At 67.0% G+C, this 13,330-nt stretch carries 16 protein-coding genes; 10 read left to right on the top strand and 6 right to left on the bottom strand.

Features of this window, described 5'->3' with window-relative positions; all coding sequences use genetic code 11:
• Positions 1-120 precede the first annotated feature (120 nt).
• From CR919_RS13775 to CR919_RS13765, 3 genes are all read left to right on the top strand, one after another.
• Positions 121-540: a DUF2141 domain-containing protein gene (locus CR919_RS13775; RefSeq protein ID WP_099820488.1), complete on the top strand. Its 420-nt coding sequence runs from the start codon at positions 121-123 to the stop codon at positions 538-540.
• 26 nt (positions 541-566) lie between these two features.
• Positions 567-2,090: a carotenoid oxygenase family protein gene (locus CR919_RS13770; protein WP_099820487.1), complete on the top strand. Its 1,524-nt coding sequence runs from the start codon at positions 567-569 to the stop codon at positions 2,088-2,090.
• Positions 2,091-2,151: 61 nt separating this feature from the next.
• Entirely contained in the window at positions 2,152-2,868 is a 717-nt protein-coding gene (locus CR919_RS13765) for a transporter substrate-binding domain-containing protein (protein ID WP_099820486.1), read from the top strand.
• A gap of 36 nt (positions 2,869-2,904) precedes the next feature.
• On the opposite strand, the gene CR919_RS13760 is transcribed toward CR919_RS13765, so the two are convergent.
• Together CR919_RS13760 and CR919_RS13750 are read right to left on the bottom strand one after the other, a co-directional pair.
• Positions 2,905-3,807: a LysR substrate-binding domain-containing protein gene (locus CR919_RS13760; RefSeq protein ID WP_099820485.1), complete on the bottom strand. Its 903-nt coding sequence runs from the start codon at positions 3,805-3,807 to the stop codon at positions 2,905-2,907.
• A gap of 243 nt (positions 3,808-4,050) precedes the next feature.
• Positions 4,051-4,605: a GIY-YIG nuclease family protein gene (locus CR919_RS13750; RefSeq protein WP_099820483.1), complete on the bottom strand. Its 555-nt coding sequence runs from the start codon at positions 4,603-4,605 to the stop codon at positions 4,051-4,053.
• 83 nt (positions 4,606-4,688) lie between these two features.
• Here CR919_RS13750 and CR919_RS13745 point away from each other — a divergent pair, with 83 nt between their 5' ends.
• On the top strand, positions 4,689-5,486 hold the full coding sequence (locus CR919_RS13745; RefSeq protein ID WP_099820482.1) for a D-alanyl-D-alanine carboxypeptidase family protein: 798 nt from the start codon (positions 4,689-4,691) through the stop codon (positions 5,484-5,486).
• Between the two features lie 68 nt (positions 5,487-5,554).
• Positions 5,555-6,088: a hypothetical protein gene (locus tag CR919_RS13740; RefSeq protein ID WP_099820481.1), complete on the top strand. Its 534-nt coding sequence runs from the start codon at positions 5,555-5,557 to the stop codon at positions 6,086-6,088.
• A gap of 19 nt (positions 6,089-6,107) precedes the next feature.
• On the opposite strand, the gene CR919_RS13735 is transcribed toward CR919_RS13740, so the two are convergent.
• Both CR919_RS13735 and CR919_RS13730 read right to left on the bottom strand, forming a co-directional pair.
• Entirely contained in the window at positions 6,108-6,710 is a 603-nt protein-coding gene (locus CR919_RS13735; RefSeq protein ID WP_243380177.1) for a TetR/AcrR family transcriptional regulator, read from the bottom strand.
• Between the two features lie 9 nt (positions 6,711-6,719).
• On the bottom strand, positions 6,720-7,316 hold the full coding sequence (locus CR919_RS13730) for an NAD(P)H-dependent oxidoreductase (RefSeq protein ID WP_099820480.1): 597 nt from the start codon (positions 7,314-7,316) through the stop codon (positions 6,720-6,722).
• A 190-nt stretch (positions 7,317-7,506) separates the two neighbouring features.
• Here CR919_RS13730 and CR919_RS13725 point away from each other — a divergent pair, with 190 nt between their 5' ends.
• Complete coding sequence (locus tag CR919_RS13725; protein WP_099820479.1) at positions 7,507-7,908, top strand: response regulator; 402 nt, start codon at positions 7,507-7,509, stop codon at positions 7,906-7,908.
• 11 nt (positions 7,909-7,919) lie between these two features.
• On the opposite strand, the gene CR919_RS13720 is transcribed toward CR919_RS13725, so the two are convergent.
• Both CR919_RS13720 and CR919_RS13715 read right to left on the bottom strand, forming a co-directional pair.
• Positions 7,920-8,747, bottom strand: coding sequence for an isocitrate lyase/phosphoenolpyruvate mutase family protein (locus CR919_RS13720; RefSeq protein ID WP_207761041.1), 828 nt, complete (start codon positions 8,745-8,747; stop codon positions 7,920-7,922).
• A gap of 46 nt (positions 8,748-8,793) precedes the next feature.
• Complete coding sequence (locus CR919_RS13715) at positions 8,794-10,134, bottom strand: acetamidase/formamidase family protein (protein ID WP_207761040.1); 1,341 nt, start codon at positions 10,132-10,134, stop codon at positions 8,794-8,796.
• Between the two features lie 292 nt (positions 10,135-10,426).
• Between CR919_RS13715 and aroQ the strand changes: the two genes are divergently transcribed.
• Genes aroQ through accC form a run of 4 tightly spaced genes read left to right on the top strand, consistent with a single transcriptional unit; the run spans position 10,427 to position 13,224 of the window.
• Complete coding sequence (gene aroQ / locus CR919_RS13710) at positions 10,427-10,879, top strand: type II 3-dehydroquinate dehydratase (RefSeq protein ID WP_099820476.1); 453 nt, start codon at positions 10,427-10,429, stop codon at positions 10,877-10,879.
• Positions 10,876-11,298, top strand: coding sequence for a lysozyme inhibitor LprI family protein (locus tag CR919_RS13705; protein ID WP_099820475.1), 423 nt, complete (start codon positions 10,876-10,878; stop codon positions 11,296-11,298). The genes aroQ and CR919_RS13705 overlap by 4 nt, the downstream gene beginning before the upstream one ends.
• A 54-nt stretch (positions 11,299-11,352) precedes the next feature.
• Entirely contained in the window at positions 11,353-11,844 is a 492-nt protein-coding gene (gene accB / locus CR919_RS13700; RefSeq protein WP_089237272.1) for an acetyl-CoA carboxylase biotin carboxyl carrier protein, read from the top strand.
• A 12-nt stretch (positions 11,845-11,856) separates the two neighbouring features.
• Positions 11,857-13,224 carry an acetyl-CoA carboxylase biotin carboxylase subunit gene (gene accC / locus CR919_RS13695; protein ID WP_099820474.1) on the top strand — a complete coding sequence of 456 codons (1,368 nt, stop codon included), beginning with the start codon at positions 11,857-11,859 and terminating at the stop codon, positions 13,222-13,224.
• The last annotated feature ends 106 nt before the right edge of the window (positions 13,225-13,330 follow it).

Raw genomic sequence — 13,330 nt, 5'->3', positions numbered from 1 at the left:
CTCGGCAATGGGTGCGGCGCATAAAGTGACTTCTGGCACGTCGAATCGATGACCACTGGCCCTGATCGCTGCGCGTGCGGCCGCACAGACTGGCCACACACCGCCCACGGAGCCACCGCCATGATCCGCACCATCCTGCTTTCCGCCACCCTCGCCGGCCTGTCGCTGGCCGCCAATGCCGCCGCCGAGCTGGCCGTCAACGTGCATGACGTCCGCGCCCAGACCGGCACCCTGCGTGTCGCGCTGGTCAATACCACTGCGGCCTGGGACGGCAAGGCTGCGCCGGTACAGGCGCAGCAGGCACGCCCACAGGGCGACAGCGCGCACTTCACCTTCAAGGACCTGCCGGCCGGCGACTACGCCGTGCTGCTGACCCATGATGAGAACGACAACGGCACGCTCGACACGAACCTGGTGGGCATGCCGGTGGAGGGCTATGGCTTCAGCAACAACCCGCAGGTGATGCGCAAGCCGACCTTCGATGAAGCGCGTTTCAGCGTGCCGGCCAGCGGCACCGCCATTGACATCAGCCTGCGCTGATCCTTCCACTCCGCCTGAGACCTGCCATGGACCGTCGCCGCTTCCTCCGTACCCTGATCAGCAGCACCGCCGGCCTGGCCCTGGGCGCGGCGGCCCTGCGCAGCGCGCCCGCGTTCGCCAACGACCCTGCACAGTTCGCCGAAGGCGTACAGGCGCATCCGTGGCTGCTGGGATGGCGCAGCGTGACCAGCGAAACGCTGGGGCCGGCCACGGTGGATCTGCAGGGACGGTTGCCGACCGGACTGGCGGGAACGCTGTACCGCAATGGCCCGGCCTGGAGCGAGCGCAACGGCCTGCGCTACGACCACTGGTTCGATGGTGACGGCATGGTCCACGGCTGGCACTTCAACGGCGACGGCACCCTGAGCCATCGCGCGCGCATGGTGGCCACGCCCAAGTTCACCCGTGAACAGAAGGCCGGGCGCTTCCTGTATCCCGCCACCGGCACCAGCATTCCCAATGCCCAGGCGGTGCGCAACAACGATGATGCCAACGTCGCCAATACGTCGGTCATCGGCATCAACGGCCGCCTGTTCGCACTGTGCGAGTCGGGCTCGGCGTTCGAGGTGCACCCGGATACGCTCGACACCCTCGGCCCGGTCACCTGGCGGCCGGATCTGGCGGCGCTGCCCTTCTCGGCGCATCCGCTGGTCGACCGCGACGGCAGCCTCTGGAACTTCGGCTCGATCAGCCTGCTCGGCGGCGCCGGCCTGCTGGTCTGGCACATCGGCAAGGATGGCCAGCTGCGCAGCGCCAACGTGATCCAGACGCCGGAGCGCGGCTATCTGCATGCGTTTGCGATGACTGATCAGCACCTGGTGTTCGTGCTGGCGCCGTTCGATTTCAACGCGGCTGGCGGCAGCTTCTTCGAGCGCATGCAGTTCGCTCCACAGCGCCCCGCGCGCATTGCCGTGGTAGCCAAGGATGCCCCGGACAAGGCACAGTGGTTCGAAGCTCCATTCGCGGCGATCTATCACTTTGGCGATGCCTACCAGCGCGGGGACGGCATCGTGCTGCGCGCCGTGCGCCGCGACAACATGGATGAAGCACGCTCGCCGATGAAGGAGGCGATGGCCGGCGACGGTGCACATGCCAGCAACGGACGCACCTCGCTGGTCGAACTGCATCTGGACATGCGCCGTGGCAAAGCGCACTGGCAGGACACCGGCATCAGCACGATCGAGTTTCCGCTGTTCGATCCACGTACGGCGGGCAACCGCGGCGCACGCTTGTATGCACCGACGGTCGAGGGCCCGGCAACGGCGCCTTACTTCAATGCGGTCGCGGCCTTCGATGTCGACCGTGGTCGCCGCCAGGTCTGGCGCTACGGTACCGACATCCTGGCCGAGGAACATGTCTTCGTGCCGCGACCGGGCAGCCGCGATGCCGATGACGGCTGGCTGGTCGGCACCCTGCTGGACCCGGTGAACGCGCGCAGCGGCATCGCCGTCCTCGATGCACGGCATGTGCAGGACGGCCCTGTAGTGCAGGCATGGTTGCCCTACGCGGTGCCACTGGGCTTCCACGGAACGTTCGTGGCACGCAGCTGAGCCGACGCCGCGCGCACGGGCCTGATGGCATGCTGGACCGCCCGCCGTAACGGAGTCCACCATGTCCCTGTCCGATCACCGTCATGCGTTGGCCCCACTGGGCTACCTGCGCGTTGCCATCAACCTCGGCAACCCGGTGCTGGCCCAGGGCGACGCCGATGCACCGCGCGGGCCATCGGTGGAACTGGCCACCGCGCTGGCGCAGCGGCTGGGTGTGCAGGCCCGCTTCAGTTGCCACGACGCGGCCGCATCGGTGGTGGCAGCAGCGAGCGACGATGCGTGGGACCTGGCCTTCCTGGCGGTGGACCCGGCGCGCGCCGACCGCATTGCCTTCAGTGCACCGTATGTGGAGATCGAAGGCACCTATCTGGTGCGCGATGACAGTCCAGCACGACAAGTGGCAGACCTCGATCGCAGCGGGCTGCGCATCGCGGTGGGACGCGGCGCCGCCTACGATCTGTTCCTCAGCCGCGAGCTGCGCCAGGCAACGATTGAACGTGCCGACACCTCGGCCGCCGCCATCACCCTGTTCGACCAGCTGCGGCTGGATGCAGCGGCCGGCGTACGCCAGCCCCTGCAGGCCTGGGCACAGGCACACCCCGGCCATCGCGTGCTGGCAGATCGCTTCACCGTCATCCAGCAGGCGGTCGCAGCGCCCGTTGCACGATCCGCGGCGGCGTTGCAGGCACTGTTCGCCGAAGTGGAAACGATCAAGGCCGGGCCGCTGCTGGGCGAGGCCTTCGCACGTGCCGGGCAGGCGGTCACGCTGCTGCGCTGACGCACACGCCACAGCATCGCGCCTGCGCGACGGGCGCTACCCCACGTCTGCGGCCTGCATGTGCCGCACGTGCTCGGCGGCCTGCGCGTGCAACCAATCGCGGAAGGCCAGGAAACCACGGTGCCGCACCGAGCGCTGCGGATACACCAGCCAATGCGGCCACGCGGTTTTCAGGCGCAGGTCCGACAACGCAACCAACTGGCCGGAATCCAGCAGCAGCCGCGCCCGCGTGACCCGCCCCAGTGCAACACCAACGCCGTCCAGTGCCGCGCGATGGTGGGCTTCGGAATCATCCAGCACCGCCACGAACCGCGCAGGCGGGCGTTCGCCGATCAGCGCGAACCATGCGCCCCACGCGCCGTCGGGGTCTCCCAGCAGCGGCCACTGCGCCAACGGGACGTGGCCGATGCCGCCCATGCGCTCGATCAGTGCCGGGCTGGCCATGGGCAGCAGCCATTCGTCGAACAACGGTTCCACCACCAGTCCCGGCCATTGTCCGCTGCCCAGCCGCAGCGCTGCATCGAACTGCAGTTGCCGGTCGAAGTCGATCAGCCGCTCGCTCGACTGCAGATTGATTTCGATCTGTGGATGCGCGGCCACGAAGTTGCCCAGCCGGGGCACCAGCCATGCGCTGGCCATCGACGGCACGGCGCTGAGGGTGAGCACATGTTCCGGTCGCGCGGCGTAGGGTTGGAAGGCGTCGTTGATCGCATCCAGATGGGGGCCGACCTGATCCAGCAGCCGCTGCCCTTCCAGGGTCAAGGCCACACCGCGTGCCTGCCGTATCAGCAGCGGCTGGCCCAGGCGCTCTTCGAGCTGGCGCATCTGATGGCTGAGCGCACTGACCGTCAGGTTCATCGACGCGGCGGCGCGGGACAGGTTGCCCAGGCGTGCGGCAGCGACGAAGCCCTGCAGGGCATGCAGCGGGGGGCGGGACATAAGCCTTGAAGCCCTCTCAAGTCGACCTTGCGGAAATGTCGCTTTTTGCACCCCCATGCTGCCCGTATCGTGCATTCCACTCAAGTGGAGGCACGATCATGAACATCTTCAGCGGTCTGTTGTTCCTGCAGGGTCACGTGACCAACATCGCCCTCGCCCAGCGCCTCGCCGAACCAGTTCCCGCAGCGCCCGATGCGCGCCGGGCACCGCGACCGGCCAACGTCCCGGCCACCTCGGGAAGTGTCACCACCCGCGCTGCAGGTGCTCCGGCAACCACGGCTCGGGATCGATAGCGAGCGCGCGATACGCATCGATGGCGTCGCGCAGTGCGGCCACGCCGACCGGCGTGCGCAGGCTTTCCTCTTCCGGCACCTGCGCTGCGGCCCAGTCATGCAGCCGGTCCAGACGCTGGACCATTGCCGCCCGCAGCCACGGCCGCAGCGGATACGTGTGATAGCCCTGCTGTGCCAGCGCGCGTACCGCCTCGGCCAGCGCAGCGTTGGCCCCGCGCACCCATTCGGTGCGCCCACCGGCCTTGTCCTGCACCGTCATCGGCGCCGGCGCACGATGCAGCTTGTACGGCCGGCGCAACTGCAGTTCCAGGTCACGCGCATCGCGCTCGGATTCCGCTTCGACCAGCGCCCCCGCTTCCAGATCGAAGAACTCGAACCAGCGCCGATGCAGCGCACTGATCCGGCCCAGCGGATCGCGCGAGAAACCAATCTTCGCGTAGTCCTCCCAGGCACAGGGAAAGACGTAGGCGAACACGCGGCCATCGATGCGGATATCGGAGTCCATGGCCACAGGATCACCTGACGGGCATTCGCAGGATGTGCAGCCAATGCCCATGACAGGCAGGCTTCCGGCTACGCTTGCACGCCATGCCTTCATCACACGCCCCTCGCCTGCCGGTGTCATCGATCACGATCGATGCCGCCTCCCTCGACATCCTCCAGCAGCAGCACGCGGAGCTGCGACGACCGCCGGCCTCGCTGACCAAGCTGATGACTGCCTACACCGCATACGACCTGCTCGCGCAGTCGGGCGGTTCGTGGTCGGACACCATCACCATCGATTCGCGCGATGTGCACGAAGTAGTCGACGATGAAACGCGGATGGGCCTGGTGCCCGGCGAACGCATCGCCCTCGACAAACTGCTGGAGGGCCTGATGGTGGTCTCCGGCAACGACGCAGCGCTCGCCCTGGCCCGTCACCTGGCCGGATCGCAGGCAGCGTTCGCGCAGCACATGAACCACCACGCGCGGGCGCTGGGCCTGCACGATACGCACTTCATCTCCGCGTCCGGCATCACCACCCCGGGCCATCTCTCGACCGCACGCGACATGGCGATGCTGGCCGCGCACCTGCTCGCCCGCTACCCCGACCTGCTGGCGATCACCGCACAGCGCAGCTTCGCGCATCGCACCCTGCAGAAGGCAAACCAGAACGCCCTGCTCGGCGAGAACGGCGTGGACGGCTTGAAGACCGGTTACACCCAGGCTGCGGGTTTCTGCCTGGCGGCCACCGCCCGTCGCAGGTGCGCTGGGCACGCGCTGCCGCTTCGCCTGATCAACGTGGTACTGGGTGCTGATTCCCGTGCGTCGCGCGATGAGCAGGTGCGTGCGCAGCTTGATGCGGGCTTTGCCACCGTCGCGATGGCCGACACCCAACGCGTGTGACGGGCAGAGCGGGCAGACACCACGGGCAATGCGCTCTATAGTCCAGCGCCCGAAGGAGTACCCCATCGATGGATCGACGTTTCCTGTGCTGGATGCTTGCGCTGTTCTGCACGTTCGCCGCCGCACTCACCCATGCCGGCGAACTCAGCCCTGCCGAGACCGACGCGTTGCAGCAGGATGTGCGATCGCTGCTGTCCACGTTCGCCCGCGGCGGTACCGATGCCATGATCGAGCGCACGCATCCCAGCGTAAAGCGGTTTGCCGGCGGCGATGCGGCGTATGTGAAGGCCACGCGCGAAACGATGAAGGCGCTCGACGACCTGGGCCTGAAGGTCATCAGCGATGATGTGGGCGAACCGACCCGCACCTATGCTGCCGGCGACGAGGAAGTCTGCTTCGTGCCACGGACCACGGTGTTCACCGTCGACGCGCAGACCGTGAAAAGCCTTGCCTTCATGATCGCCATCCGGCCGGTGGGCGGTACGCAGTGGCGCTACATCGATGGTGCCGCGATGCAGGCGATGCCGGAGCTGCTGCGACAGCTGTTGCCGGACCTGCAGCCCGACGTGCCCCTGCCACCGGTCAGCGTCGAGCGACTCTAGGCGGCGTCGCCCACACGATTCAGGCGCTGCGCTTGACGATGGCGACGATCACGCGCTCCAGCTCGGCCTCGGCGGCCGCATGTTCCACCGCACCGGCCGCAACCGCTTCAGACAGGGTTTCGGCGGCACCAAGGATGGCCCACAGGCCGGTGGCCGGTACGACCTCTCCCGCTGCGAACGGGCCCAGCCACTGCGCGCACTTGTCGATGAAATCCTGCTGATAGCAACGGCGCACCGCACGCAGTTCCGGCGATCCCGCCAGCGCGGCGAGAATGTCCTGGATCTCGCTGCCCTGCGACAGCACGCAATCGATGTAGCCGGAGGCGATGGCGTGCGCGCGATCCTTCAGCCGCGCCTTCGCGCTGCCGATGCGCTCATCGAAGACCACGGTCTGCCTCTGGTCATAGTCGGCATACAGCGCAGCCAGCAAACCGTTGCGGGTTTCGAAATGGTCGTAGGCCAGCGGCTTGGCGACGCCGGCCGCCTCGGCCAGGCGGCCCAGGGTCAGCGCATCGGTGCCCTCTTCGCCGACCAGCGCCCACGCCACGTCCAGCAGCTGGCGGGCACGCTGTTCGCGGGTCAGGCGGCGACGGGGCTCGGGCGCGGCAGGTCTGGAAGGCAAGGGAGAGCGTCAGGGCGCGGGGGTTCCGATCTTACGTCCGATGTCCACCGCCGTCTGCAGATGCGTTTCGGCCATGCCGCTGTCGGCATCCAGCAGCAGCGTGGATGACAGCACCGGCGCTCCGCAGTAATCGAAGATGCCCTGGTCGATCTGGGCCTTCATCGCCTCGCCATAGCCACGCCGGTCGATCATCTCCTGGCCGGCGCCGCCCAGCCCGACCAGATGCACCTGCAGCCGCTGCAGCTTCTTTTCCACCTTGCCATCGGCGCCTTCGTCATAGGCCCAGCCCTGGGTGAACACGCGATCGATCCAGCCCTTCAGCAGCGCCGGGAACGACCACCAGTAGAGCGGGTAGACCAGCACGAGCGTGTCGGCCGCATCCAGCCGCGCGTGCTCGGCGGCCACATCGGCGGGCAGCGTGGTGGTCCTGCGGAAGAACGCGTGGTCCTGCGCATTGAAGCGTGGATCGAAGCCTTCCGCCATCAGATCCACGGTGGTGACCGTGTTGCCGGCATCGGCGTTGACGATCGCCTCGCCGATCCGCGCGGCCACGGCATGGGTGAGCGAGGAGGGTTCAGGGTGGGCTACGACGATATGGGTATGCATGACGGGCTCTGGCAGTTCATTAGTTACCAATGGTAACTATGATTGCCGCCAGCACCAGCACCATCGGTGGAATGCTGTCGCGCATCGCGGCCACGCTTGTGCACATCACAGCCACGCCGGGCTGCCATCGTCTTGATGCCTGTCAGGGGATGCTTGCCGCACCACCGCAGCATTCGCACGACATCACACCATGCAAAGCAATAATGAACTACCCGCGACGCTTCCGCGCCTGCTCCTTGTGGAAGACCAGCTCGATCTGGCCGATCTGATGGAACAGGCCCTGACCGACGAAGGCAATGAGATCGCCCACGCCAACAGTGTCTTCGAGGCATTGGGCATGCTCGACAGTGACCACTTCGATGGCGCCGTGCTGGACGTGGAACTTCGTGACGGCGTGGTGTTTCCCGTTGCCGATCGGCTGCTCGAGCTCGGCATCCCGTATCTTTTCGCTTCGGCGGTATACGATCAGCTGGTGCCGGTCAGGCATCGGCGTGCGCCGTTCCTGGCCAAGCCGTTCCATGTGCAGGGCCTGCAGCGCGCGGTACGTGAAGCGCTCGGCAGGACGCCCCCCTCACCTGCACCGTCGCACTGACCGGCCCGTAACTACGGCTTGAACAACCCGTTGAGCTCGGCACCTGACGGGGTGCCCGGCAGCCCGTCGAATGATCCGCTGCCGAGCATCTGCTCCGATGCCCTGAGAAAACCCGCCCACGCACTGCGGGCCAGCGCACCGCCGACACTGACCCGGCGCACGCCGAGGCTGGCCGCCTGCTGCAGCGTCATCTGCCCGGGCGAAGCAATCAGCAGGTTGACCGGCTTACCACCGGCGGCATCCACCACGGCGCGGATCTGCGCTGCGCTGCGGATGCCAGGCGCATACAGGCAATCGGCACCCGCCTGCGCATAGGCGCGGATGCGGGCCAACGTATCGTCCAGATCGGGGCGCCCGACAAAGAAGTTTTCCGCGCGCCCCACCAGCATCACGTCGTGCCCGCTTTCGTCGATGGCACGGCGCGCTGCGCGGAGGCGGGCCACGCTGTCTTCGATGCTGCGTAGCGGATGTTCCGCATCGCCGGTGGAATCCTCGATCGACAGGCCGGCCACGCCGGTGGCGATCGCCATCGACACACTCTCGTGCACCGCCTCCGGGCTGCTGCCGAAACCATCTTCGAAGTCGGCGTTCACCGGCAGATCGGTTGCCGCCACCATCGTGCGCAGATGGGCCAGGATCTCGCTGCGCCCCATCGCCCCGTCAGGCTGCCCGTGGGCCCAGGCATGGCCGGAGCTGGTGGTGGCCAGTGCCTGCGCACCCAGCCGCGCCAGCGCCACGGCGCTGCCGACGTCCCAGGGATTGGGCAGCAGGAAGCACCCGGATGCATGCAGCGCCCTGAAGGCAGCGCGGCGGTTCTGGATTGCGTCGGCACTCATCACGGACTCCTGGTTGGTACGCCTTCCCGCGCCGCCGCCAGCGCAGCGGTCACTTGGCAGCGTGCTTCACGGCGCTGCCACCCGGTTCTGCCGTCGTCTGCAACGGCAGCCCCTGCAGCACCGCCTTGTCCACCTTCGCCGCCACGCCAACACTGCGCCCGGCCAGGTTGGCCACCTGGTACTGCACCGCCACGCCCAGCACCTGGGTCGCCTCGGACAACGTCAATCCATAGGCCTGGCGCAGCCACTGCAGCATGCCCGAGGTGGCGATGCGCAGCGCATCATCGCTGGAGCCGCCCTGGCCCAGGGTCATGATCTGCGTTGCCGATTCCACCCGCGGCGTTGTGATCGCATGCTGCTTCAGCAGCTCGACCTTCACCTCCACATCCAGCGACGTCTCCAGCGCCCACTGCGTGGTTTCGCCATCGCCCTGCAGCGCGTGGCCATCGCCCAGGTACATCAGGGCGCCAGGCTGCTGCACGGGCAGGTAGACCGTATTGCCTTCGACCACGGCGTTGAAATCCATGTTGCCGCCGAAATCGGCGGTATCGCCGGTGGAAAACGGCGGGTAACCGAAGCCGGGCGCCAGCGCCAGGCCACCGAGCATCGGCTTCACCGGCACTTCGAAATGCCGCAGGCCACCACTGGCTCCCTGCGGACGGGCGACGCCCCTGCTGCGGTCCAGCTGCCAGCGCACGGGCTTGCCCAGCTCGCTGGATTCAGCGGCCACCCGCGGCGTCTTCAAGCGTCCCACCAGGCCATCCAGGCTGTCGGCATGGTCGCGGTTGAGCTTCAGCGAAGTGAGCGTGATCGCCAGCGTATCGCCCGGTTCGGCACCGACCACGAAGAACGGCCCGACCTGCGGGTTGCCGAACAGCGCACGGGTAATGCCCTTCTCGTCGACGCCGCCGGAATCCAGCGTGCGGGTCTGCACCGAGTCCCCCGGCCAGATCACCAGCACCGGCGCGCGGTCGGCGCTGAACGTATTGGAATAGTCGGTCGGCGTGAACACATGGCGCTGCGGTGCGGTCGAGCCCCGCGCCGGTACCTTCCAGGCACTGAAGGCGTGGACGGCACGCGCGTCGCGGTTGTTGGTGTCCGGCTGATCGCTCTGTCCCTGCATCCGTGTACCGTCAATGCGCCCATCGAACTGGTAGCGCTGGCCCTGGCTGTCGGTGGCGGTGAACACCATCTGCCCGGCGCCGAGGGTGCCGGTGACCGGGTCGGCGTCCAGCCGGCCGACGATACGCCCGTTCTGTACGTCCAGATGCAGGGTCTGGTAGTTCCTGTTGCCCCACAGGTCGGTGGCAACGATCCATTGTTCGGCAGCCAGCGCATTCAAGGGCAGCAGTGCGAGCAGCAGTGCGGGCAAGCGTGGGGAAATAGGCACGGCGCAGGCATCCAGGAGCGCCGACATGGCGGGTTGACGCAGTGTAGGAACACCCTGGCAACCTCCGCAGTGTCGAACGTAATGCGGCCCGGCGGCATCGCCCCGGCAAGGGGGATGGTCGGCACGCGCAATTTCCACTATCTATAGTCAGCCTTCCAGCACCCGGCCGCCATGCAACCACGCGGACGACGGCATTTTTCAAACGACCGCTTTAAACACCACTAATTTCGCCGAACTGGACAGCATCCTCAGCTTCCGCCAGACTGCCGCCCTTTCCCGTCAATCGGATCCCATGGCGAAGCTGCTGGTCCTGCATGGCCCCAACCTTAACCTGCTCGGCAACCGCGAGCCGGAGGTCTACGGCCACACCACGCTGGCCGACATCGACCAGGCGCTGGCCGCCCAGGCCGCTGCCGCAGGTCATGCGCTGGAGAGCCTGCAGTCCAACGCCGAGCACGTGCTGGTGGATCGTGTTCAGGCCGCACGCAACGACGGAACCGCCTTCATCCTGATCAACCCGGCCGCCTTCACCCATACCTCGGTTGCCCTGCGCGATGCGCTGGCGGCCGTGGCCGTGCCGTTCATCGAGATCCACCTGTCCAACCCGCATACCCGCGAGCCCTTCCGCCAGCACAGCTATTTCAGCGACAAGGCCGTTGGCGTGGTGTGTGGCTTCGGTGCCGACAGCTACCGCTATGCGATGGATGCGGCGTTGGCACGCGTGCAGGCTGCCGCCGCGTCATGAGCCTGTCGCGCGTCCTCGCCAGCGTTGTGCTGTGGGCCGGCCTGTGCGGCATCGCCGCCGCGTCCGACCGTGAGGCCGAAGGCATCGACTGCGCGCACCCGGCCACCACGATGGAGAGCGACCTGTGCGCCTCGGACGTGGCAGCGGCCGCCGACGTCGAACTCAACGCCGTCTACGCCCAGGCCCGCAGGCAGCTGCGCACGCCGGCCAACGGCGGCAGCTGCAGCTACTGCGGCAACGCCGAACAGGAACTGGTGCTGGCCCAGCGTGCATGGATGCAGCTGCGCGACCACGACTGCCAGGCGGTGTATGCCCTCAATTCCGACGGCACCGCGCGCAACGGCGCACAGATGCGCTGCCTGATCACCCTCGCGCGCGACCGCACCCGGCAGCTGCGCGACTTCTACGAACTGCTTTGACCCGAGCGCAACGCGCTTCCCACCACACTGACATCAAAGAGCAAAGAGGCCACCATGGATCTCCGCAAAATCAAGAAGCTGATCGACCTGCTGGAAGAGTCGAACCTGGCTGAAATCGAAATCAAGGAAGGCGAAGAGTCGGTGCGCCTGTCGCGCGCTCCGGTGTCCGGCTACGGCATGATGCAGGCCCAGCCGCAGATGATGATGGCCGCCCCGGTCGCCGCCCAGCCGGCCACCCCGGCAATGCCGATGCAGTCGCCGACCGAAGCCTCCACCGGCGGCACCGCCAAGCCGGGCAACGCCCTGCCGGAAGGCCACGTGCTGCGCTCGCCGATGGTCGGCACCTTCTACGCCTCGTCCGCTCCGGACAAGCCGGCGTTCGTCAGCATCGGCCAGCAGGTCAAGGCCGGCGAGACCCTGGCCATCATCGAAGCGATGAAGATGTTCAATCCGATCGAAGCCGATGCGTCGGGCACCATCGTCGCCATCCTCGGCGAGAACGGCCAGCCGGTGGAATTCGACCAGCCGCTGTTCGTGATCGGCTAAGGGGCGGCTGCCATGCTCGACAAAGTCGTCATCGCCAACCGAGGGGAAATCGCGCTGCGCATCCTGCGCGCGTGCAATACCCTGGGCATCCGCACGGTGGCCGTGCACTCCACGGTCGACCGCAACCTCAAGCACGTGGCCATGGCCGATGAATCGGTCTGCATCGGTCCGGCGCCGTCGGCGGAAAGCTACCTCAACATCCCGGCGTTGATCGCCGCGGCCGAGGTCACCGACGCCCAGGCCATCCACCCGGGTTATGGCTTCCTGTCCGAGAACGCCAACTTCGCCGAGCGCGTGGAAGAATCCGGCTTCATCTTCATCGGCCCGAAGGCAGACACCATCCGCCTGATGGGCGACAAGGTCGAAGCGATCCGCGCCATGAAGTCGGCCGGCGTGCCGTGCGTGCCCGGCTCGGGCGGCCCGCTCGGCGATGACATCGTCGCCAACACCAAGATCGCCCGTGAGATCGGCTACCCGGTCATCATCAAGGCCGCCGGTGGCGGCGGTGGCCGCGGCATGCGCGTGGTGCATGCCGAAGCCTCGCTGAAGACCTCCATCGAGACCACCAAGAGCGAGGCCAAGGCCGCGTTCGGCAATGGCGAGGTCTACATGGAGAAGTTCCTGGAGAATCCGCGCCACGTGGAGATCCAGGTGCTGGCCGACGGCCAGGGCAATGCCATCCATCTCGGCGAGCGCGACTGCTCGATGCAGCGCCGTCACCAGAAGGTGGTCGAGGAAGCACCAGCACCGGGCATCACCACCGAGCAGCGCGAGCAGATCGGCAAGGTGTGCGTGGAAGCCTGCATCCGCATCGGCTACCGCGGCGCCGGCACCTTCGAGTTCCTGTACGAAGACGGCCGTTTCTACTTCATCGAAATGAACACCCGCATCCAGGTGGAGCATCCGGTCACCGAGATGGTCACCGGCATCGACCTGGTCGCCGAACAGCTGAAGATCGCTGCCGGCCAGAAGCTGTCGATCAAGCAGAGCGACGTGGTGCTGAGCGGTCATGCGATCGAGTGCCGCATCAACGCCGAAGATGCCGAAACGTTCGTGCCGAGTCCGGGCACCATCACCGGCTTCCACGCACCGGGCGGCCCCGGCGTGCGCGTCGATACCCACATCTACAGTGGCTACCGCGTGCCGTCGAACTACGACTCGATGATCGGCAAGCTGATCGTGCACGGTCCGGACCGCGAGACCGCCATCGCCCGCATGCGGGTGGCGCTGAGCGAGATGGTGGTCGATGGCATCAAGACCAACATCGCCCTGCAGCAGCGCATCATGCGCGACAAGGGCTTCCAGGCCGGTGGCCAGAACATCCACTATCTGGAAAAGCGCCTTGCCGAGCGCAAGAGCAAGCCGATCGCCTTGACCTGATCGGCTGCGGTTGTTGCCACACATGAAAAGGGCGGGGATTTCCCCGCCCTTTTCTGCTTTCTGCTTTCTGTAGAGCCGAGCCATGCTCGGCTGCTTTCCGGCAAGC

Source organism: Stenotrophomonas sp. LMG 10879 (genome assembly GCF_002750935.1).
GTDB lineage: Bacteria > Pseudomonadota > Gammaproteobacteria > Xanthomonadales > Xanthomonadaceae > Stenotrophomonas > Stenotrophomonas lactitubi_B.
Note: the sequence above shows the minus strand (reverse complement) of the source record. Positions and strands in the feature narration are given on the sequence as shown.

Coding starts and splice junctions, on each gene's coding strand:
- CR919_RS13775 (WP_099820488.1), top strand. CDS start 121: ATGATCCGCACCATCCTGCTTTCCGCCACCCTCGCCGGCCTGTCGCTG.
- CR919_RS13770 (WP_099820487.1), top strand. CDS start 567: ATGGACCGTCGCCGCTTCCTCCGTACCCTGATCAGCAGCACCGCCGGC.
- CR919_RS13765 (WP_099820486.1), top strand. CDS start 2,152: ATGTCCCTGTCCGATCACCGTCATGCGTTGGCCCCACTGGGCTACCTG.
- CR919_RS13760 (WP_099820485.1), bottom strand. CDS start 3,807: ATGTCCCGCCCCCCGCTGCATGCCCTGCAGGGCTTCGTCGCTGCCGCA.
- CR919_RS13750 (WP_099820483.1), bottom strand. CDS start 4,605: ATGGACTCCGATATCCGCATCGATGGCCGCGTGTTCGCCTACGTCTTT.
- CR919_RS13745 (WP_099820482.1), top strand. CDS start 4,689: ATGCCTTCATCACACGCCCCTCGCCTGCCGGTGTCATCGATCACGATC.
- CR919_RS13740 (WP_099820481.1), top strand. CDS start 5,555: ATGGATCGACGTTTCCTGTGCTGGATGCTTGCGCTGTTCTGCACGTTC.
- CR919_RS13730 (WP_099820480.1), bottom strand. CDS start 7,316: ATGCATACCCATATCGTCGTAGCCCACCCTGAACCCTCCTCGCTCACC.
- CR919_RS13725 (WP_099820479.1), top strand. CDS start 7,507: ATGCAAAGCAATAATGAACTACCCGCGACGCTTCCGCGCCTGCTCCTT.
- aroQ (WP_099820476.1), top strand. CDS start 10,427: ATGGCGAAGCTGCTGGTCCTGCATGGCCCCAACCTTAACCTGCTCGGC.
- CR919_RS13705 (WP_099820475.1), top strand. CDS start 10,876: ATGAGCCTGTCGCGCGTCCTCGCCAGCGTTGTGCTGTGGGCCGGCCTG.
- accB (WP_089237272.1), top strand. CDS start 11,353: ATGGATCTCCGCAAAATCAAGAAGCTGATCGACCTGCTGGAAGAGTCG.
- accC (WP_099820474.1), top strand. CDS start 11,857: ATGCTCGACAAAGTCGTCATCGCCAACCGAGGGGAAATCGCGCTGCGC.